This window comes from Pseudomonas sp. GW821-FHT07G06, assembly GCF_058986625.1.
Genome location: NZ_JBYSVW010000031.1, coordinates 13,766 through 35,861, shown reverse-complemented (window position 1 = coordinate 35,861; position 22,096 = coordinate 13,766). Strand labels below are relative to the sequence as shown.

The window sequence follows — 22,096 nt, the reverse complement described above, 5'->3', positions numbered from 1 at the left end:
CAGGCAGCGCATCGAGGGTCCAGGCGTTGTGCCCGGCCGGCAGGCGCGACAGCCATTGCGCTTGGGTCAAGGTGACAAGGGCGTCGGCATCTTCGATGAGAAACGCCAGACGCGCCGCCGGCAACTCGGGATCGAGCGGCAACCACGCGGCGCCGGCATGCACGATGCCGAGCAGGGCGACGACCATCTCCACCGAGCGTTCCATGCACACCGGGACGATGGACTCGCGGCCGATTCCGGCGTTGCGCAGGGCCCGCGCCAGATGCTGCGCCCGCTGATCCAGCTCGGCGTAGCTCAGGCGCTGGCCTTCGAACACCAGCGCCGGGGCGTTGGGTGTCAGGGCGGCCTGTTGGCTCAGGGCCGTGTGCAGGTCGGTCGGGCCGCAGTACTGGCGTTCGGTGGCATTCCACTCGACCAGTTGCCGTTGACGCTCTGCCGTTGCCAGCGGTGACCAATCAGCGAGGCGGGTCCGTGGCGCCTCGACCATGGCTTCCAGCAGCTGTTGCCATTGCGCCAGCCAGCGCTGGACAGTGGTTTCGCTGAACAGCGCGGCGCGGTATTCGAGCAGCACCGACAGCTGCTCGCCGTCATGCACTTCCCAGTTCAAATCGTACTTGGTGGCTTGCGCCGTCACCGCAAGCTCGCGTACCTGCAACTGCGGCCAGTGGCTGGCCGCCGCGTCGGCGTTCTGCATCACGAACAGCACCTGGAACAGCGGCGTCTGTGCGAGGCTGCGTTCCGGTGCCAGGGTTTCGACCACCTGATCGAACGGCACGTCCTGATGCTGCTGGGCGTCGAGCACGCGGTTGCGCACCTGGCCCACCAAGCCTTCGAAATCCAGCGCCGGATCGAGATCGGCGCGCATGACCAGGGTGTTGACGAAGCAACCGATCAGCGGCTGCAACTCGGCCAGCGGACGCTGGGCCACCGGACTGCCGAAGCGCACGTCGCGCTGGTTGGCATAACGCCCCAAGAGCAATTGCGTGGCGCTCAGCATCAGCATGTACAGGGTCGCGCCGCGTTGTTGGGCGAACTGACGCAAGCGTCCCACCAGTTCCTGCGGCAGTTGCAGTTGCACCGCACCGGCAACCGGATCGAGCTGGTTGGGACGGCCCTGTTCGGTCGGCAGATCCAGCAGGTAGTCGCCGTCTTCCAGTTGCGTGCGCCAGTATTCGAGTTGGCTGTGGAACAGCGCCTGCTGTGCGGATTCACGCTGCCACAGGGCGTAATCCGGGTATTGCAGGGCCAGGCTCGGCAGATCGGCGATGCTGCCTTGGCAATGGGCGGTATAGACCCGGGCCAGTTCATCCAGCAGGTTCTGGCTGGACGCGTCATCGGTGGCGCAGTGGTGCAGGTTCAGCAGCAACAGTGCCTGGGGCTGGCCGCTGCGTTGAATCAGCGTGGCGCGAAGCGGTAGCTGTGTCGCCAGGTCGAAACGGTACCCGGTTTCGGAGCGGGTCGCCTCAAGGCTCAGTTGCTGCCAGTCCTCGGCGCTGCTCGCGTGCCGTGTTGCCACGCGCAGCGGGATGGCGACCTTGGGTTCGATGACCAGCGCCAGTTCACCGTCGACTTCGCGCACGATGCGGCTGCGCAGGATTTCATGTCGCGCCACCACGGCATTCAACGCCGATTGCAGGGCTTGAATGTTCAGCTCGCCGTCGAACTGCACGGCGCTGACCACGTTGTATTCGCCGCCGCCAGCGCTCAGCTGTTCGAGGAACCACAGGCGTTGCTGTTCGAAAGACAGTGGCAGACGGCTCGGGCGTTGTGCTGCTGTCCAGGTGGCGGCCGGGGCTTGCAGTGGCGCGCCGAGCAGTGCCGCCAGGGCTTCCAGCGTCGGGTGTTCGAACACCGCGCGCAGCGCCGGAACCGTGGCGAACTGTTGGCGCAGACGGGCGAACAGCACTGCCGCCAGCAGCGAGTGGCCGCCCAGGTAGAAGAAGTGGCTGTCGCGACCGATCTGCGTCGATGGCACGTTGAGCAACTCGGACCACAGCGTGGCGAGTTGCCGTTCGGCTTCGGTGCGCGGCGGGTCCTGGGCGTCCGGCGCGGCTTGAAGATCCGGTGCCGGCAGGGCCTTGCGATTGAGCTTGCCGTTGTCGGTCAGCGGCAACTCATCGAGCACTACGAACGCCGAAGGCACCATGTAGTCGGGCAGGGCGGCGCCGATTGCCTTGCGCCAGGCGTCGATATCGGCCTGGGCATCACAGGTGACGTAGGCCACCAGGCGCTTGTCGCCGGGCACGTCTTCACGGGCCAGCACCACCGACTGGCGCACGCCGGGCTGGGCGCCGATCAGTGCTTCGATTTCCCCCAGTTCGACACGGAAACCACGGATTTTCACCTGATGGTCCATGCGCCCCAGGTATTCGAGCTGACCGTCGGGCAGCCAGCGCACCAGGTCGCCGGACTTGTACATGCGCGCGCCCGGCAGTGGCGAGAACGGATCGTCGATGAACACCTTCGCCGTCTGTTCGGCGCGGTTGAGATAACCCAGGGTCACACCGGCGCCACCAATGTGCAGCTCTCCCGGTACGCCCACCGGCATCGGGTTGAGCCAGGCATCGAGCACATAGGTGCGCACGTTGGCGATTGGCCGGCCGATGATCGGGCGTGCGGGGAAGTCATCCACCGCGCATCCGGTGGCGTCCACGGTGCATTCGGTCGGGCCGTAGGTGTTGAAGAAGCGGCTGCCGGCAATCGACGGCAGACGCTGCCAGAGTTGCGCGTCCACGGCATCGCCACCGAACAGTACGAAGCGCGGCAGGTACACCTCGCCACGGCGCACACCGTCACTTTCGAGCAAGGCCTTGAGCTGCGCCGGGGTGCATTCGAACGCGTCCAGGCGAGTCTCGCGGAAGAACCGGGCCAGCGCCTCGGGGTCGTAGCGCACTTCTTCCGGGGTCAGGTACAGGCTGTGGCCATCGAGCAGCAGGATGAGCTCGGCCACCGAACTGTCGAACGCGAACGAGTAGTTGAAACTGCTGCGCATCGGCTGGTCGGTGTAGCGCCGGTACAGGCCATGGATACGCGCCCAGGCCAGGTTGACCACCGAGCCGTTGGTGACCAGAGTGCCCTTGGGCTTACCGGTCGAACCGGAGGTGTACATGATGTAGGCCAGATCGTCCGGCCCGGCGAGCGGCGCGAGGTTGCTGTCCGGTTGATCGGCGAACAGGGCAGCGTCGGTGTCCAGGCGCAGGCGCGGCAAATCGCTGCCAAGCTGCTCCAGCAGGCCTTGCTGGCCGAGGAACAGCGCCGGTTGCGCGTCTTCGAGCATGTAGGCCAGGCGATCCACCGGGTACGTCGGGTCGAGCGGCACATAGGCGCCGCCGGACTTGAGAATGCCCAGCAAGCCGACCAGCAGTTCCAGGGAACGCTCGACACACAGGGCTACCGGACGGTTGGCCACCACGCCGCGACTGCGCAGGTAATGCGCGACCTGGTTGGCCCGGCGATTCAGTTCGCCGTAGCTCAGGCTGCGGCCTTCGAAGCACAGGGCGTCGCGGTCCGGGGTGCGTTCGGCCTGTTGCTCGAACAGCTGGGCGAAGGTCAGGTGCTGCGGCACGTCCATGTCGGTGCGGTTCCACTCGACCACGGTGCGTTGCCATTCTGCCGCCATCAGCAGCGGCAGGGCCGCCACCGGGCGTTGCGGTTCGGCAAGCATTTGCTCCAGCAGGTGCTCCAGGCGGGCGAGGGTCTGCCGCGCACTGTCGGCGACAAACAGGTCGAGGGCGAACATCAGCTCCAGCTGGATCGGCGCATTGGCCGGGCACAACACGTGCAAGTCCAGATCGCATTCGGATTGCTTGAGCGGCGTGTCGAGGGCTTCGAACTCCAGGCCGGGGAAGCGCAGGCGCGACTCCATGGCCAGTTGCTGGGCAACCATCACCTGATACAGCGGCGCATGGCTGAGGCTGCGCGGCAGTTGCAGGCTGTCGACCAGTTGCTCGAACGGCAGGTCCTGATGTTGCAGGCCTTCGCGCAGACGCTTGGCCACCTGTTCCACCAGCGCGGTGAAACCGGCTTGCGGCTCGAAGTCGGCGCGGATTGCCAGGTTGTTCAGCAAGATGCCGAGCAAGCCTTCGGTGCCCGGTTGTTCACGGTGGGTGACCGGGGTGCCGATCAGCACGGTGGCATCGCCGCTCAAGCGGTGCATGAGCACGGCGAAGCCGGCGAACAGCACGCTGAATGGCGTGGTGCCGAGGCGGCTGGCAAAGGCCTGCACCCGGGCGCTGAGATCGGCGCTCAGTTCGCGCTGCACGATCCCGGCGCGATAGGTTTGCACCGAAGGCCGTGCCAGATCGGTTGGCAGGGCGAGCAAGGGGCTGCTCTCGCTGTTGCTGCGATCCAGGGTTTTTGTCCAGTAGTCGAGTTGGCGCTTGAGTTCGGCACCTTGCAGGTGTTCGCGTTGCCACAGGGCGAAATCGGCGTACTGCACCGGCAGGGCCGGCAGTTCTGCGGGCTTGCCGGTGCAACGGGCTTCATAACCCAGGGCCAGTTCGCGCAGGGCAATGGTCGCCGACCAGGCGTCCGACACCAGGTGATGCAGGGCAATGCCCAGCACGTGTTCCTGCGGCGCCAGGCGCAGCAGGCGTGCACGCAGCAGCGGCGGTTCGGTCAGGTCGAAAGGTTGCTCGAAGGTGTCCTGCAAGGCGTTGAACTGCGCGCCTTCGCGGGCAGTCGCGGCCAGGGTGGACAAGTCTTCGAACGGCAAGGCGATGTTCAGTGCACCACTGATGTGCTGGCAGGGCACGCCGTTGTTGCTGCGGATGCCGGTACGCAGGATTTCATGGCGCGCCAGCAGGTCGTTGAGGCTGGCGTGCAGGGCGTCGACATTGAGTTCGCCTTTGAGGTGCAGGGCGAACGGGATGTTGAACAAGGTGGTGCCGGGTGTCAGTTGCTCGATGAACCACAAGCGTTGTTGCGAGAACGACAGCGGCACCAGCGCCGGTCGTGCCTGGGCTTTTGGCCCTTGGGCCGTGGCCGATTGCGGGACGGCGGCGTCGGCCTGGCGCGCGGCAATCGCCAGCGCCAGCAAGGCCACGGTGGGTTGTTCGAACAGCACCCGCAATGGCAGGTCGAGTTTGAAATGCGCCCGCAGGCGCGCGACGATTTGCGTGGCCAGCAGCGAGTGCCCGCCGAGGGTGAAGAAGTTGTCTTCCACGCCGACGCTGTCGCGGCCCAGCACTTCGGCCCAGACCTTGGCCACGGCGGCTTCCTGCTCGTTGCGCGGGGCGATGCTTTCCTGCGTGTCGGACTGCCACTCCAGCTCCCGGGCGGCCAGGGCCTTGCGGTCGACCTTGCCGTTGGCGTTCAGCGGCAAGCGCTCCAGGCAGACGAAGGCCGCCGGCACCATGTACGGCGGCAACTGCGTGCGCAGGTGATCGCCAAGGCCGTCGCTGCCCTGGGATTCGTCGTGGGCCGACCAGTAAGCCACCAGCCAGGCTTCGCCGACGCTGTTCTCGCGCAGCAGCACCGCGGCTTCGCGCACGTTCGGGTGCTGGGCCAGGCGGTGTTCGATTTCCGTCAGTTCGATGCGGTGGCCGCGCAGCTTGACCTGCTGGTCGCGGCGGCCGAGGTATTCGATCACGCCATCGGCGCGCCAGCGTCCCAGGTCACCGGTGCGGTAGATGCGACCGCCCAGTTGCGCATGGTCGATGAAGGCATCGGCGGTGCGCTGCGGATCATGCAGGTAGCCACGGCCGACACCGACGCCACCGACACAGATTTCCCCGGCCACGCCGACGGGCACCGGGCGCAAGGATTCGTCCAGCACGTACAAGCGGTTGTTGGCGGTCGGCTGACCGATAGGCATGTGGCTGACGTCGGCATCCGGTGCTTCGAAGATCGGCTGGAAGGCCACATCGTCGGCGCACTCGGCGGGGCCGTAGGCGTTCATCAGGGCGATGTCGGGGAAACGTGCGAACCAGTCGCGGGCGACGGTTGGCGGCAGGGCCTCGCCGGTGGGCAATACCCAGCGCAGGTCGGGCAGTTGCAGGTCGCACGGGCACAGCGCGAGCAGGGTACGCATCAGGCTCGGGACGATTTCCAGCACGCTCAGGCGCTCGCTGGCCAGCACCTGCAGCAGGCGTTGCGGATCGTGGGCCACTACGTCCGGGAGGATCTGCACGGTGGCGCCCAGCACCGGCGCGGCGAGGAACTGCCACACCGAGATGTCGAAGGCCACCGAAGCGGTCTGCGGAATCCGGTCGCCGGTATTCAGGCCCAGGGCCGGTACCTTGCCGAAGATGTTATTGAGCATGCCCCGTTGCTCGATCATCACGCCCTTGGGCGTACCGGTCGAACCCGAGGTGAACAGCACGTAGGCCAGACTGTCAGGGCCGCCGTGCAATGGCAGCGGTGCATCGTTGCCGGACATCCAGCAGGCTTCGGCAAGCAGGGCCTTTGGCGCCTGTTCGAGGCCGCTGAGCAGTTGATCGAGCAGGTCGCTGCAACCTTCACTGGCCACCAGCAGCGGTGCCCGGGACAGGTTGAGGATTTCCCGCAGACGCTCCGGCGGGTGATTGACTTCCAGCGGCAGCATCGCCGCGCCGGCCTTGAACACGCCGATCATCATGGTCAGCAGCGCCAGGCCGCGGGGGGCGACCAGCGCGACCAGTCGATCTTCACCGGCACCGGCTTCACGCAGGGCGTGGGCCAGTCGGGTGGTGCGCCGATCCAGTTCGGCGTAGGTCAGCGATTCACCGTCGCAGATCGCGACCACCTGATCGCCGCGCTCGGCAACCTGTGCGGCGAACAGCTGCGCGTAGCTTTGCTCCAGTGGAAATTCGTGAGGGTTGACGGCCCATTCGTCCAGCAGTTGCCGACGCTCGTCGGCCGCCAGCAGTTCGAAACTGCCCAGCGTTGCGTCAGGCGCGGCGAGCATGCCGCGCACCAGGCTGGCGAGGTGGCCAAGCAGGCGTTCGACGGTGGCGGCATCGAAACGCTCGCGGTCGTAGGACACACGAATGCCCAGCGCTTCGCCGGGCAGGATCACCACGGTCAGGCCGTAGTGGGTGTGCACGCTGTGATCCATGCCATCGAGGCTGAACTGGAAACCGCCTTCCAGGATCTGCTCGTCGATCGGGGCGTTTTCAAACACCAGGATGCTGTCGAACAGGGTTTCACCCCGGGGGAAATCACTCCAGCCCTGGATGTCGGTCAGCGGCGTGTGTTCGTAGTCGCGCATGTCGACGTTCAGCCCTTGCAGCGCACTCAGCCACTGCCCGAGCGATGCCTCGGGGTCCACCGATACCCGCAACGGCAGGGTGTTGATGAACAGCCCGATCATCTCTGCGACACCGGTCAGTTCCGCCGGGCGACCGGCCACGGTGACGCCGAACAGCACGTCCCGTTGACCGCTGTAACGCGACAGCAGCAACGACCAGGCGCCCTGGAAGAAGGTGTTCGGGGTGATCCGGTGGCCCCGGCAGAACGTCGCCAGCGCCTGGGTTTCCGGCCCGGTCAGGTGAATCAGGCGGTCGTCCACCAGCACCGCATCGGTGTAGCGGTCGCGGGTCACGCCGTTGTCCACGGTCAGCGGGGTAGGCGCATTGAGACCTTGCAACTGACCGCGCCAGAATTGTTCGGCCTTGCCCGCATCCTGGCGTTGCAGCCACTGGATGTAATCGCGAAACGGCCGTGGGCTCTTGAGCTGCGGGGTGCGGTCGTTGCATAGGGCTTCGTAGACTTTGAGGAAGTCCACGGTCACCAGCGAGATGCACCAGGCATCCATCAGGATGTGGTGGAAGCTGCGGATGAATTCGTAGGACTCCTCGCCCAGGCGCACCAGACGGAAGCGGATCAGTGGCGGCTTCGACAGGTTGAAGCCGACTTTCTGTTCATCCGCCAGCAAGGTACGGATTCGCGCTTCCTGTGCATCGGGCGCGAGCCCGCGCAGGTCGAGGGTGTCCAGCGGCACCTTGACCTCGCGGTGGATCACCTGCACCGGCTGCTTCTGGGTTTTCCACTGGAAACTGGCGCGCAGGGACGGGTGCAGCGCCACCACCTGGCGCCAGGACTCGAGGAACGCAACTTCATCGATGGCTCCGCCGATGCGGTAGCGATCCTGCATCAGGTACACGCCGGAATCTTCGTGCAGCAGGGAGTGGAACAGCATCCCCTGTTGCAACGGCGACAGCGGGTAGATGTCTTCGATCGGATTGCTATTGTTCTTTTCGGTGGTCATTGAAAACGTCCTGCAAAAATAGGGGCAACGGTGCGGCGCGGTTTGCGCAAGGGCGCGCGGCCGATCAAAATTCGTTGTCGTCGAGTTCGGCCAGCAGCGCCTGCATTTCGTCATCCGACAGGCCCGAGGCACTGAACTCGGTGCTCTGGATTTGCGCCTGCGCGTTGTCGACGGCCAGCGGCTGCGCGACTTCGGCCATGGCGGCGATGGTCTGGCGTTCGAAGACATGCTTGGCGGACAACGCGATGCCTTGCTCGTGGGCCTGGGCGACCACTTGCAGGCTGAGAATCGAGTCGCCGCCTATCGCGAAGAAGTTCTCGGTGACGCTCACGCTCGGCAGTTTCAGGACTTTGGCGACGATGGCCTGCAGGGTGGTTTCCATGGCGTTGCGCGGGGCGACGTGGGCGTTTTCGTCGAACTGGTCCGGGTCGGGCAACTGGCGAAGATCGAGCTTGCCGTTGGGCGTGCGCGGGAAGGTCGGCAGCGTCAGCACCCGGGCCGGCACCATGTACGACGGCAGGCGCTCGCCGAGGAAGCGCTTGATCGCTTCCGAATCCGGCGCATAGCCGTGGGCCGCCAGCACATAGGCCAACAGACGCTTGCCGGCGGCGTGCTCCTGCACGATCACGGCCGCTTCACGCACGTCACTGTGGCTGCACAGTTGACGCTCGATTTCGCCGAGTTCGATGCGGTAGCCGCGCAGCTTGACCTGATGGTCCTTGCGCCCGAGGAACGCCAGGCGTCCGTCCGCCAGCCAGCAGGCGAGATCGCCGGTGCGGTAGGCGCGGGTGCCATCGGCCAGGGTGACGAAGGCCTTGGCGGTTTCTTCGGGTTTGTTGCGGTAACCCCGGGCCAAGGTCGGGCCGGCGAGCACGATTTCCCCCGGCTCGCCGACAGCGCTGGCTACCCCGTGTTCATTGAGGACGCGCAGGTCCATGCCGGCAATCGGCCGACCGATGCTCAGGGCGCGGCTTGGGTCCAGCACTTCATAGGTGGCCCAGACCGTGGCTTCGGTGGGACCGTATTCATTCACCAGCCGGGCATTCGGCAAGGCTTGGCTGTGCTGGGTGATCAACGACGGCGGGCAGGCTTCACCGGCGACGATCCAGCATTCGAGGCTGTCGCTATCGGCGCTGCGTTGCAGTTGGTCGAGCAACGCCTGATACAGCGACGGCAACGACAGGCCATGGCTGACGCGATGTTGTGTCATCAATTGCGCCAGGCGCGGCATCTCCAGTTCTTCGCCGGTGGCCGGCAGGACCAGGCGCCCGCCTTGGGCCAGCGTCCAGAAAATCCCCGCCACCGAACTGTCGAAGGCGAACGACGACAGCAGCAGGTAAGCCCGCACCGGCGTGGCGTAGGCGGCCATGCGCACCTGGGTCGAGAAGCTCAGGGCACCGTGGCTGATTTCCACGGCTTTCGGTGCGCCGGTGGAACCGGAGGTGTAGATCAGGTAAGCGAGGTCGTCCGCGTCTGGCATCGGCAGCGGCGGCAGTTCGCTGATGTCTGGTGCTGTCAGGTCGTCGAGGACAAAGCGTTGCAGGCTGTCGGGCACGCTGTCGGCCAGTTCGGCGCTGACCACGATGTGCGCGATGGCGCTGTCGGCCAGCATGTAGGCGCGGCGATCCGCCGGATAGGTCGGATCGACCGGCACGTAGGCGCCACCGGCCTTCAGTACCGCGAGCATCGCGACAATCGCGGCGTTGCCACGGGCAAACAGAATGCCCACGGGCACACCCGCACCGATACCGGCGGCCCGCAGTTGATGAGCCAGGCGGGTGGCGCAGGCATCGAGGCCGGCGTAGCTGAGGTCGCCGTCCTTGTCACTCAGGGCGATGGCGTTCGGCTGTTGCTGCACCTGGCGGGCAATCAACTCCACCAGCGTCACCGGCTCAACGGCGGGCAGTGTCGGTTCGACATCGATGGTCCGAATCTGCAAAGGACCGCCCAACGGCAGTTGCGCCCAGGTTGTTTGCGGCGCGGCCAGCGCGCCTTGCAACAGTTGCAGCCATTGCTCGGCGAGGCAGGCAGCGGCATTGCCACTGAGGATGTGGCGGTCGTAAATCACGTGGGCCCGCAAACCGTCCGCTGCCTGATGCACATTGAGACAGGCTTTGACCGGGTTCAGAACGGCACTGGCATCGCGCTCCCGGGCATCAGCCTGACGCCAGGCGAAGGCATAACCGTCATTGAGATCGTGGGTGTAGTAGTCCTGCCAGCCGGCACTGAGTTCGAGGGTGGCGGCGATGGTTTTGCCTTGTTCCAGCAGCGTCGCCTGGATGTCCAGGTCGAAGCGGACCGGCAGGCACTGTTCGAACAGGCCCAAGGCGTTTTCCAGTTCCGGTCCACGGCTTTCGAGGATCACCGTCAGCGCAACCTGGTGTTGACCGGCAAGGCGAGCGAGCAGCGCCGCCCAAGCGGTCAGCATCAGGTTCGCGGTCAGGGCCGGGTGGCGGGCGAGGTCCTCAGGGATGGCCAGATCCACTCGTTGCGGAGCAAAGCCGTTACCCGAGGCGGACTCCAGCGACAGCTGCAAGGCCGGTTGTTCGCTCTCGGCCTGCGGTTTCCAGAAGGTCACGCCCGGATGGTCGGGTTCGTCCTCAGTCAGGTTCCAGCGCCATTCGGCATAGTCGGCGTATTGCAGCGCCTCGGTCAGCCCGGGGTTGGACGCTTGCAGCAACGCCCGGGCCAGCAGTTTCAGGCTGGCGAGATCGAAGTGGCTGCTGGCACCGGCCAGGTCCAGCACCGATTGCCCGTCCGCCAGTTGCACCAGCGTCACGGCCAGCGGGGTGGTCCAGTCACGGGGCTGCGTCGCCAGTCGGGTCAGTGCGGCGTCCTGGCCGGCACGGTCGAGTGCACGCAAGTCCTGCACCCTGACCGGTAAGTCAGCGGCGTCATGAATCACCTGCACCGGGTAGCGCAGGCCCGGCACGGGCACCAGGCGGGTGCGCAGGATTTCACTGTCAGCGATCAGCGCGCAAAGGCGTCGACTCAGGTCTTGGGCGGTAACCGGTTGGGAAAACGACCACTGCAGATGGCAGCTCAGTGAATGCTCGGCGACGCCGTTGATGTGCTGATACACAGACGCCTGTTGCGGCGAAATACGAAAACCTTGGAGTCCGCTCATTTTCAACTCGACTGGAAATTGGGGTTAAATCTGGGCGACGACAGAGACATGCAGGCCCACTGACGGGAGTCAGGTGAGCCTTGGTGTTCGACTGGATGCACCCGTTGAAAGATCAGACGGCGACGTCACTCGACAGCAGGGCTTCAGCCATGCCGGTCATGATGGCGCGCTTGCCGGTAAAGGGTTCGCGACCGTGTACCGCGAGCATGTTGTCGATAAACAGCACGTCACCCTGTTGCCAGCTGAACCGCACCAGCGAGTCGAGGTAAGCGGCCCGCAGGGATTCCAGGACTTCGGATTCGATCGCTTCGCCATCGCCGTAGAAAGTGTTGGTGGGCAGGTCGAGATCGCAGAAGTTGCTTTGTAGCGAGTCGCGGATGGCCGGTGGCAGGGTGCTGATATGGAAGAAGGTGGCATGGTTGAACCAGACTTCTTCACCGGTGCGCGGATGACGCACCACGGCCGGCCCGCGCTGACGGGTGCGCAGGCGGTTGTTGTCTTTCCACTCCACTTCGATGCCGACACTGGCGCAGTAGGCCTCCACCTCGCCACGGTCTTCGGACTGGAACACGGTTTGCCAAGGCAGGCCGAAACCGTCGCCGTAGTTGCGCACATACAGCACACCTTTTTCACGGAAGCGCTCTTCGATCTGCGGGCTGATCCTGGCCTTCACGGCACGGGTCGAACCGATCGGGGTTTCGCCACCGGTCTCGGACGGGATGTGGCAGTAGAAGAACAGGCGCAACGGGAAACGCGGCGAGTACGAGTGCTCGTTGTGCGGGAAAATCATCTGGTCGGCCGGGTAATCGGTCGAGGTGTAGATGTTGCCGCCAACCCGGGTGCGCGGCGAGGCGCGGAACATGTATTCCAGCGCGCCGGGCGAAAGGGCGGCGATCACCTGATCGAACTGTTCCACCGACAGAACCGAGAATCCGCGAAACAGCAGGGCACCGTATTGCAGCAGTTTTTTCTCGAGGTTTTCCCGTTCGCGGGCCGCCCAGGCGACCAGGTCGACGCCGCTGACCGCTGGCTCGATCACCAGTGGCAGGGCGTGGTCGGGGTTGAGCAGGCGCTCGCTGACCAGTTGTTGTTCCGAGACGTTCATGGCTTTGCGACGCACGCCGCCAAGGGCGCGGGACGGTGGGGGCACGATAGACATACAGGCATCCAACTCGGTTAAAGGGTCAATGAGCGACGTTTGGTTTGCAGCATCTGGCTGCGACCGGTCTGGGTTTGGGACTGCTGGCGTTCACGCTGGAAGCCCTGGTCCCAGGCGTCGAGCCGTTCGGCCAGCGCAGACAGCGACTGGTCCAGCAGGCTGCGGTTTTCTTGCAGCAGGCGCGTCCACAGGTGTTGCAGGCGCAGGGCGCGGTCCTGATCGAAGTACTCGCCGCGGAACTTGAGGGTCGCGTCGATGCCTTCGCTGCCGTGCACCAGATCGAGTACCAGGTGGAAATCCCCGGGCGCCTGTTTCACGTCCAGCGAGGTCATGTGCGCACCGGCGATCCCGGTCGGGCTGACCCGCGACGGCTGATAGTTGAGCTTGACCTGGAACAACGGCGAGTGACCGGGACGGCGTTCCGGTGCCAGTGCCGAGACCACCAGATCGAAAGGCAGGCCTTGATGGGCATAGGCCAGTCGCGCCTGATCGCGTACCTGAGCGAAGAAACCGGCCAGTGTCGGTTCGCCACGCAGGTCGCAACGCAGGGTCAACTGGTTGACGAAGAAACCGATCACGTCGTTGTGCTCGGCCAATGGCCGGCCGTTGACATCGGTGCCCAGCAGGAACTGTTGCTGACCGCCCAGTTGCTTGAGCACCAGTTGATAGCTGGCCAGCAGCACCATGAACAGGGTCATGCCTTGCTCGCGGGCCAGTGCCGTCAAATGTTCGCAAGTGGCCTGGGGCAGCGTGAAGTCCAGGCTGTGCTCGCCCTGGTTCTGGCCGGGGCCACCCAGTTCGAGGGTTTGCGGATGGGTTGCCAGATGTTCGCGCCAGAACTGCTGCTGCGCGGCGATCCGTTCGGCGCTCCAGTGTTCGGCTTCCCACAGGGCGAAATCCAGGTACTGCACCGGCGGTTCGCCAGCGACCGGACCGGCCAGTTCCGCCAGCAACACTTGCGCCGAGCGCCCGTCGAAGGCGATGTGGTGCAGGGTCAGCAGCAGGTCGTGTTGCTCGTCGTCGCGGCTGAGCAATTGCGCGCGCAGCAACGGTCCGTTCTGCAGGTCGACCGGTGTCGCGTGTTCGTGTGCCAGGCAATCGGTGAGCGCTTGCTGGTGCAGCGCCACAGGTTGGTCGCGCAGGTCGTGCCAGGTCAGCGGCACGGCAGTCGCCGGCAATGTTCGCTGTTGCGGGCCATCGACGCCATCGTGGTAGACCGTGCGCAGTACGCCATGACGATTGACCAGCGCATTGAGCCGCAATGCCAGGTTTTCCGTGTCCAGCGTGCCTTGCAGACGCAGGTGCAGCACCAGATTGTGCCGGGTGTCGTCCGGGTTCAGTTGGCGCAAAAACCACAGGCGGCTTTGGGCAAAGGACTGACGCCCCTGGCTGACGCTGGAGCGTTCCGGTGCGACGGCGGCGCCCGGTGCGGGTTCATGCAGAAAGTCCAGCAGGGCCTGTGCCCAGTCCGCCAGGCTTTGTTCGCCGAACAGGTCTTGGGTATCGAGGTTCCAGTCCAGGTCCTTGTGCGCGCGGGCGGCGAAGTCGGCGACGCCGATCGAATCCAGGCCCAGGCCGATCAGGCTCAGGTCGAAGTCCACCAGCAGGTACGGATTGACCTCGCGCAGGGTTTGCTCCAGCCACTGGCGGCAGGCGGGCAGGGCGTTTGCCGAGGTATCGGCGACGCGCTCCAGCAGTTGCGCAGGGTCGATCCGTTCGCTGATGGCGGCGGTTTGTCCACCGTGCCGGGCAATGATGCTCAGGGTGCCCGCGGCCAATTGCTTGCGCGCGCCCTGGCGGGCGATCTTGCCGCTGGTGGTCATCGGGATGGTGCCGGCTTCCACCAGCACGATCTGGTCGATGCCGCAGTCGGCCGCTTCACGCACGGCGTTCTGCATCGAGGCAAACAGTGCCGGGTGATGCACCGGGTCGACGAATTTGCGCTGGGGCTCGGCGACGATCACCAGTTTCTCGCGGCCCAGCAACGGGTCCATCTGCGAGAACGCGGCAATGCGCCCGGTACGGATGCCCGGCTCGGCATCGGTAATGGCGAATTCAATGTCGTGGGGGTACAGGTTGCGCCCGTTGAGAATCAGCAGGTCCTTGAGCCGGCCGCAAATCACCACCTGGCCTTCATGCATGAAACCCAGGTCGCCGGAACGCAGGTAGTGGCCGGGTTCACCAACGATGCGCGCCTCGAAGGCCTCGCGGCTGGCTTCGGGGTTTTTCCAGTAGGCTTCGGCGTTGCTCGGACCGCTCAGCCAGACTTCGCCGATGCGATCGGCGGCGCAGCGTTCATGACTCTGCGGGTCGACGATGGCGATGTCGTGCAAGGCCTGCGGATAACCGCAGGCGACGAATTCCACGGCGGCGGCATCGCCGGCCGCCAGGGCGACGCGGCCGGTTTCCAGCACGGCTTTGTTCAGGCGCAGAACCACCGGCAAGGCATCGGCCGGCGTGGCGCTGACACACAGCGTGGCTTCGGCCTGGCCGTACCCGGGACTGAGCGCCAACGGGTTGAGGCCGCAGGCGGCAAAGCGTTGGGCGAAGGTTTCGAGGGTGCCGGGGTGAATCGGCTCGGCACCGTTGATCGCGTGTTGCCAGGCGCTCAGGTCAAGCTGTGCGATCAGGTTGTCACTGACCACGCGGTTGCACAGGGCATAGGCGAAATTGGGGGCGAAACTGGCGGTGGCGCGGTAGCGGCTCAGGGCTTGCAACCAGGTCGATGGGGCGTTGACGAAGGTCTGCGAGGCCATCAGGTAGCAAGGCATGCCGCTGTACAGCGGCGCCAGCAGGCCGCCAATCAGGCCCATGTCGTGGTACAGCGGCAGCCAGTTGACCATGGCGCCATGCTCGTCGAATCCGTAGGCCTGGCGCATCAGCTCGACGTTGGCGATCAGGTTGCGCTGGCGCACTTCGACCCCTTTGGGGGTGGCGGTGGAACCGGAGGTGTATTGCAGGAAGGCGACTGTCGCGCCATCGACATCCGGGCGCGTCCACTGGCTGGCGGGCGGAGTGCCGAGGTCCTGGACCGTCGACACGTCGACCCGGCCCTCGACCAGTTCCAGCAGATTCTGGCAATGATCGGCGGGGGCGAGGATCAGCGCCGGCTCGGCATCCACCACCACGTTACGCACACGGTCGAGGTGGCGCGGCTTGCGCGAGGGTGGTGGAAACAGCGGTACCGCAATCAGCCCGGCATACAGGCAGGCGCAGAAGGCGCGGGCGTAGTCGAGGCTGCTGGGCAGCATCAACAGCACGCGGTCACCCGGCGCGTAGCGCGCTTGCAGCGCCGCCGCCAGGGACTGGCTCTGTTCGTGCAGTTGGGCAAAGGTCAGGGTTTCGCCGATCTCGACGCCGTCTGGCAGAAAGTGCAGGGCGGCGCGCTGCGGAAAGTGCCGGGCATTGGTTTCCAGCACTTCGATCCAGTGTTTGAAAGAGAACATGTGCAATTCACGCCATGGCAACGATGACTTTGCGGTCACCGGTGTAAGGATTGCGGCCGTGTGCGACCAGTCGATTGTCGAGCATCAGGATGTCGCCGGGTTGCCACGGGAAGCTGATGGCGGTCTGGCGATAAACCTCGCGCACGGTGTCGAGCACCTCGTCGGGGATCGCCGAGCCATCGCCGAAATACACGTGGCGCGGCAGGTTCTCTTCACCCACGGCGGCCAGCAGGCTGGCGCGCACGTTCGGCTCGATGGCCGACACATGGAACAGGTGCGCCTGGTTGAACCAGACCCACTCGCCGGTATCGGGGTGCTGCTGCACGGCGGCGCAGCGCTGGCGGGTACGCAACTCGCCATCGTCCTTCCATTGCCACTCGATGTCGTTGTCCTGGCAGTAGCGCTCCACCTGGGCGCGATCCTCGGTGTTGAACACCTTCTGCCAGGGCAGATCCAGCGCGCCGCTGTAGTTGCGCACATAGAGCAGCTCGCGGCTGGCGAACAGCTCGCGGATCTCGGCCGGCATGCGCTGGTAGATCAGGCGGCTGTCGGCAATCGGCGTTTCACCGCCGGTCTCGCTGGCCTTGATGCAGTGGAACCAGATGCGCGATGGCCAGGGCCGGGTGTAGGCCTGTTCGTTGTGCAGGGGAATGAATTGATGGGCCGGGTATTCGGTGGAGCTGTACACCCCGGCGAACACTTTGCTGCGTGGCGTAGAACCGAATTCATAGCTGGCCAGCGGTGCGCCGAAACTGGCGGCGAAGCGCTTGAAGTCGATGGGCGTGGGAACGGTGAAGCCGCGAAAAAGGACGCCGCCGACGGTGCTCAGCGCCTGGTCCAGCGTGTCGCGGATCGACACATCCAGGTCATGGATCGACTGTCCCGGTTTCGCCTGTACCAGCACCGGCAACGTCGGTTCGTGGCCAGTCCCTGGAGTACTGGACAAGGGGTCGAAACGCCCGCTCAGGTGTTCGATTGAAGACATCCTGCACATCCTTTTTATCTTTTTCGATCAGTCGGGTGGTCGATGGCGGACCTGAAGAAACAGGGCAAAGGTCGCCAGACCAGATCCAAATGAAATGTATTCTCGTTGATACATTGCGGCATATTTATTACAAATGAGAGCTATTATCAATCTTATTCCCTTATTTTTTTTTTTGGATTAGACTCCGCCCCGCTGCGCTGAACAGCGTTTTGGCGCGCAGCAAGAACAACAAATATCTGTCGCAGGGGAGCGGGGCGTGAATTTCAAAAAGAATACAATTGCGTTGGCTGTGGGGGCGGCGGTGTGCATGGCCAGCGGCGCATGGGCGGCCGAACAGTCGAACACGATGGAGATCGCTCCGATCACGGTGAAGGGCGAAAAAATCGACCGCTCCCTGGAGAAAACCCAGACAAGTGTCGCGGTGGTGACGGACAAGCAGCTGCGCGAGAAGGAAGACCATAGCCTGGTCGATGTCTTCGCCCGCACACCGGGTGTCTACAACACGTCCGGCAACGAAAACTGGGGTATCCGTGGCGTGCCGGTCTCCGGTTACGATGACCAGGGCCCGGCTGCGCTCAATGGTGCGGTCTCGGTATTCGTCGACGGCGCCGTGCAGCCAAACCGCGCACTGACCCTGAGCCCGATGCCGCTTTGGGACGTCGAGCAGGTCGAAGTATTCCTCGGCCCGCAATCCACCACCCAAGGCCGCAACTCCCTGGCCGGTGCCGTGGTCATTCAAACCAAGAACCCAACCTTTGAACCGAGCCTTTCGGCGATGGCCAATGGGGGTACCTACGGTGAGCGCGGTGGCGCGGTGGCCGGTGGCGGCTCGATCGTCGACGACAAGATCGCCGGCCGTATCGCCGTGGATTATCAGGAGGGTGACGGTTACATCGACAACCTCTTCAACGGCAACGACGCCAACCAGACCCGCACCGCGAACTACCGTGGCAAGCTGCTGATTCTGCCTAACGATGATCTTGATGTGCTGCTGACGTATGCCCATGCTGAAAACCGCAAGGGCGATAACGCGGTCGTACGCCAAGGCGACAGGATCCGTTATTACAAAATCGACTCCAACACAGACGCCTACGACAAACTCAAGCAGGACACTGTCAGCGCCAAGGTCGACTATCGCCTCAATGATGACTGGTCCATCACCAGCCTCACGAGCAACACCGACTCCGACTACGACGCCCGCCTGGACTTCGACCAGTCCGCCGCCTCCAACGAAGTGGTTCTGCGCAAGCAATATGGCGACCTGTTCAGCCAGGAACTGCGCCTGAATTACAACTCGGACACGGTGAAGAGTTTCGCTGGCCTCTACTACGGCCACAACACCAACAATTTCCAGGACCGGTTGTTCTTCGATAACGAACAGGTTGGCACGGTCAAGGGCGATACGACGATCGAAAACAAGGCAGTGTTCGGTGAAGTCAACTGGACCTTCGCCCCACGCTGGACCTTGATCACCGGTCTGCGCTATGACCACGAGACCAACGACACCGACGTCAAGCAAGATGACTTCTCCGCGCCGGGACAAGGCTCGCAGACGTCCGATGCCGTGTTGCCGAAGCTGGGTATCGACTACGAACTGGCCGACAACCAGTTCGTGGGCTTCATGGTGCAGAAGGGCTATCGCGGCGGCGGCGTCAACGTCCGTGCCGGCAGCGGTCACCAATCCTACGATCCGGAGTTCACCACCAACTACGAGCTGTCCTACCGCGGTTCGTTCATGGACCAGACCCTGCGCACCCGCGCCAACCTGTACTACACCGAGTGGAAGGACCAGCAGGTCAGTATTCTGGACCCGCAAACCGAGGTCCTTGACGTATTCAACGCCGGTAGCAGTGACATCAAGGGCCTGGAAGTCTCCGTTGAAAAAGACTTCGGCCAACAGTTGACGCTGAACGCCGGGGCCTCCGTGACCGATGGCAAGTACAAGGACTTCGTCACCAGCGACGGCCGGGACATGAGCGGTGAGGATTTCCTCTTTTCGCCCAAGTACAAGATGGCGCTGGGTGCTACCTATCGCTGGAATGACCGTGTGACCCTCAACACCGATGTCGTCTGGCAGAGCACGTCCCCGTCGGAGTACGAGTTCGATGACGCGGGTCAGGTTACCGGTGAGCGCAAGGCCGACAACTACTGGCTGGCCAACTTCAACGCCGAGTACAAGCTCACCAAGAATGTCTCGGTATCGGGCTACGTGAAAAACGCCTTCGACAAGGAATACGTCACCAACAACCGCAGTGGCGACATCATCGATGTCGGCGCCCCGCGCACAGCGGGCCTGGTTCTGCGTTACGACATGTAATGCAACCACAGTAAAACCGTGGAAGCGGGGGAAGGATTCCCCGCGTCCGGTGTCATGGATTTCGTTACCTGAAGCGTTCGTTTTCAGGCAGCCCTGTTCCTTCCAAAACCAGCCTCCCAGGAGGAAATCATGAGTGCTTTTTCGAATGCCACATCCGGTGGCGCGCAACAGCTACGTCTGTCGCATACCGGTCTGTCGAGCCCTTACTGCCTTGATCCGACGCCGATGCTGGAACGCCAGCAACAGCAGGAGTCCAACGCACGCAGTTACCCTCGGCGCATTCCGCTTGTGCTGGAACGGGCTCATGGCATCTACGTGCAGGACAGTCGCGGACAAGTCTTCGTCGATTGCCTGGCCGGTGCCGGCACTCTGGCGCTGGGTCATAACCATCCGGTGATTGTCGAAGCCATCACTCAGGTCATGGCTTCAGGTGTGCCGATGCATACCCTGGACCTGATGACGCCGGTGAAGGACGCATTCGTACAGGAAATCTTCGGCTGCCTGCCAGCCGACTTTGCGCGTAACGCGCGCATTCAGTTTTGTGGCCCCAGTGGTGCCGACGCGGTCGAGGCAGCGCTGAAACTGACCCGCACCGCCACTGGCCGGCATTCGGTACTGGCCTTTGAAGGGGCCTACCACGGCATGACCCTGGGTACGTTGTCGATCAGCGGCAACCTGTCGCCGAAAAATGCCCTGGGCAGCCTGATGGCCGGCGTGCAGCGCCTGCCGTTCCCCCATGACTACCGTTGCCCGTTCGGGGTGGCCGGCGAACAAGGTGTGACCTTGAACGTGCGCTACCTCGAACATTTGCTCAATGATCCGGAAAGCGGCGTCACCGCACCGGCGGCGATGATCCTTGAACCGATCCAGGGGGAGGGCGGGGTGATCACCGCGCCTGATCGCTGGATGCAGGAGCTGCGCCGGCTGACCCAGGCCCACGGCATTCCGTTGATCGTCGATGAAATCCAGTGCGGCATCGCCCGCAGCGGCCGGATGTTCGGTTTCGAGCATTCCGGGATCACCCCGGACGTGATCACCTTGTCCAAGGCCATCGGCGGCGGCCTGCCGTTGTCGGTCATGGTCTACAACGATTCCCTGGACGTCTGGCAACCGGGCGCCCACGCCGGCACTTTCCGTGGCAATCAACTGGCCATGGCCGCCGGCACCGCGACCTTGCGGTTCATCCGTGACGAAGGGCTGGTGGCCCACGCTGAAAAAGCGGGTGCACACCTGCGCAAACAGTTGCTGTCGCTGCAAAGCGAGTTCAACTGGATCGGCGATGTGCGTGGTCGCGGCCTGATGCTCGGCATGGAAATCGTCGACCCGCAGGGCGCCCTCGATGTTCAGGGGCATCCGCCGGTGGACACCGCCAGGGCCAAGGCCTTCCAGCAGGCTTGCCTGCAACACGGCCTGATCGTCGAGCTGGGCGGCCGTCACGGTGCCACCGTGCGCTTCCTGCCGCCGCTGATCATCACCGAGCAGGAGATTGATTTCGTCGCGCAAATCCTGTTCCGCGCGGCCAGCGCGATCAACGAGCGTCCGCAGCACTGACACTCTCCTGTAGGAGCAGCCGCAGGCTGCGATCTTTTGATTTTTAAAAACAACATCAAAAGATCGCAGCCTGCGGCAGCTCCTACAGGGTGTGCGTAGATATCCAGAGCCGGGGCGCCATGAAGACTCTTTTTTCATTGAGCAGGGAGTAGCAATGCACAAGGATTTCACCTCGATGAAACCCGCCTGGCTATTGCTGACGGTGCTTGGATTAAGCGCCTGTGATCAAAAGCCTCCCGCCGAACACAGTGCGTCGGTGCCGCTGGTGAAGACGCTGACGGTACAGTCGCGCCCGTTTGCCATGACCACGGATCTGCCTGGCCGGATCGAACCGGTGCGCATTGCCGAGGTGCGCGCACGGGTGGCCGGCGTGGTGCTGACCCGACATTTCCAGGAGGGCAGCGACGTCAAGGCCGGCCAGTTGCTGTTCAGTATCGACCCGGCGCCGCTCAAGGCCGCGTTGATGCGAGCCGAAGGCGCGCTGGCCAAGGTCGAGGCCGATGTCTATCGCGCCAATGCCCAGGTACAGCGCTATAAACAGCTGGTGGAAATCAACGCCGTCAGCCCGCAAGCGTTCGACGATGCCATGTCCGATCTCAAGAGCGCCCAGGCCAATCGCCTGGCCGCCCAGGCCGACGTGACCAGCGCCAGGCTAAACCTGGGTTACTGTCAGGTGCGTGCGCCGATCAGCGGGCGCATCGGCCGCGCCCTGGTCAGCGAAGGATCGTTGGTGGGGCAGGACGAGGCCACGCAGATGGCGCGGATTCAGCAACTGGACCCGATTTACGCGGACTTCACCCAATCGGCCGATCAGGTCGTGGCCTTGCAGCAGGCCCTGGCCAGCGGTCGTCTGACACTCAACGGCAATGGGGCGGCCGAGGTGACGGTGCAGGTGGGCAATCCCGTCCAGACCCGACGCGGCAAGTTGATGTTTTCCGATATTTCCGTGGACCGCAGCACCGGGCAAGTGACCTTGCGCGGCGAATTTCCCAACCCGGACAACGTGCTGCTGCCGGGCATGTACGTGCGCGTGGTGGCGCCGGCCGGGGTCGATCCGCAAGCGTTGTTCGTGCCGCAGCAAGCGGTGCAGCGCGGCGCCGATGGCCAGGCGCGGTTGATGCTGGTAGACGCCGGCGGCGTAGTGCGCGAACGGGTGGTCAGCACTGGCGCCATGCTCGGCTCCGACTGGCAAATCACCCAGGGGCTGTCGGCCGGCGAACACGTGGTGATCGAGCGGGCCGACAAACTCGTCGCCGGGACGCAGGTCAACGTCATCACTCTGGCCGAGCAACAGGCTCGTCACTGACGGCCGTTGGCCTTGGG

At 64.2% G+C, this 22,096-nt stretch carries 8 protein-coding genes; 3 read left to right on the top strand and 5 right to left on the bottom strand.

Annotation, left to right across the window (positions count from 1 at the left end):
• From AC3WJW_RS29375 to AC3WJW_RS29355, 5 genes are all read right to left on the bottom strand, one after another.
• A partial coding sequence (locus AC3WJW_RS29375) for an amino acid adenylation domain-containing protein (protein WP_493728456.1) occupies positions 1–8,188 on the bottom strand: 8,188 nt, incomplete at its 3' end.
• A gap of 64 nt (positions 8,189–8,252) precedes the next feature.
• On the bottom strand, positions 8,253–11,315 hold the full coding sequence (locus AC3WJW_RS29370) for a non-ribosomal peptide synthetase (protein ID WP_493728455.1): 3,063 nt from the start codon (positions 11,313–11,315) through the stop codon (positions 8,253–8,255).
• A 112-nt stretch (positions 11,316–11,427) separates the two neighbouring features.
• Complete coding sequence (locus tag AC3WJW_RS29365; RefSeq protein ID WP_493728454.1) at positions 11,428–12,474, bottom strand: TauD/TfdA family dioxygenase; 1,047 nt, start codon at positions 12,472–12,474, stop codon at positions 11,428–11,430.
• 17 nt (positions 12,475–12,491) lie between these two features.
• Positions 12,492–15,920, bottom strand: a complete 3,429-nt coding sequence (locus AC3WJW_RS29360; protein WP_493728453.1) for a condensation domain-containing protein — start codon at positions 15,918–15,920, stop codon at positions 12,492–12,494.
• 7 nt (positions 15,921–15,927) lie between these two features.
• On the bottom strand, positions 15,928–16,905 hold the full coding sequence (locus tag AC3WJW_RS29355; protein WP_493728452.1) for a TauD/TfdA family dioxygenase: 978 nt from the start codon (positions 16,903–16,905) through the stop codon (positions 15,928–15,930).
• Between the two features lie 256 nt (positions 16,906–17,161).
• Here AC3WJW_RS29355 and AC3WJW_RS29350 point away from each other — a divergent pair, with 256 nt between their 5' ends.
• The 3 genes from AC3WJW_RS29350 to AC3WJW_RS29340 all read left to right on the top strand — a co-directional run bounded on the left by AC3WJW_RS29350 (position 17,162) and on the right by AC3WJW_RS29340 (position 22,079).
• Complete coding sequence (locus AC3WJW_RS29350; RefSeq protein ID WP_493728451.1) at positions 17,162–19,222, top strand: TonB-dependent receptor; 2,061 nt, start codon at positions 17,162–17,164, stop codon at positions 19,220–19,222.
• 129 nt (positions 19,223–19,351) lie between these two features.
• Positions 19,352–20,773 carry a diaminobutyrate--2-oxoglutarate transaminase gene (locus AC3WJW_RS29345; RefSeq protein WP_493728450.1) on the top strand — a complete coding sequence of 474 codons (1,422 nt, stop codon included), beginning with the start codon at positions 19,352–19,354 and terminating at the stop codon, positions 20,771–20,773.
• 154 nt (positions 20,774–20,927) lie between these two features.
• The gene (locus AC3WJW_RS29340) at positions 20,928–22,079 is read left to right on the top strand and encodes an efflux RND transporter periplasmic adaptor subunit (protein ID WP_493728449.1); all 1,152 of its coding nucleotides are present in this window, start codon (positions 20,928–20,930) and stop codon (positions 22,077–22,079) included.
• Positions 22,080–22,096 lie beyond the last annotated feature (17 nt).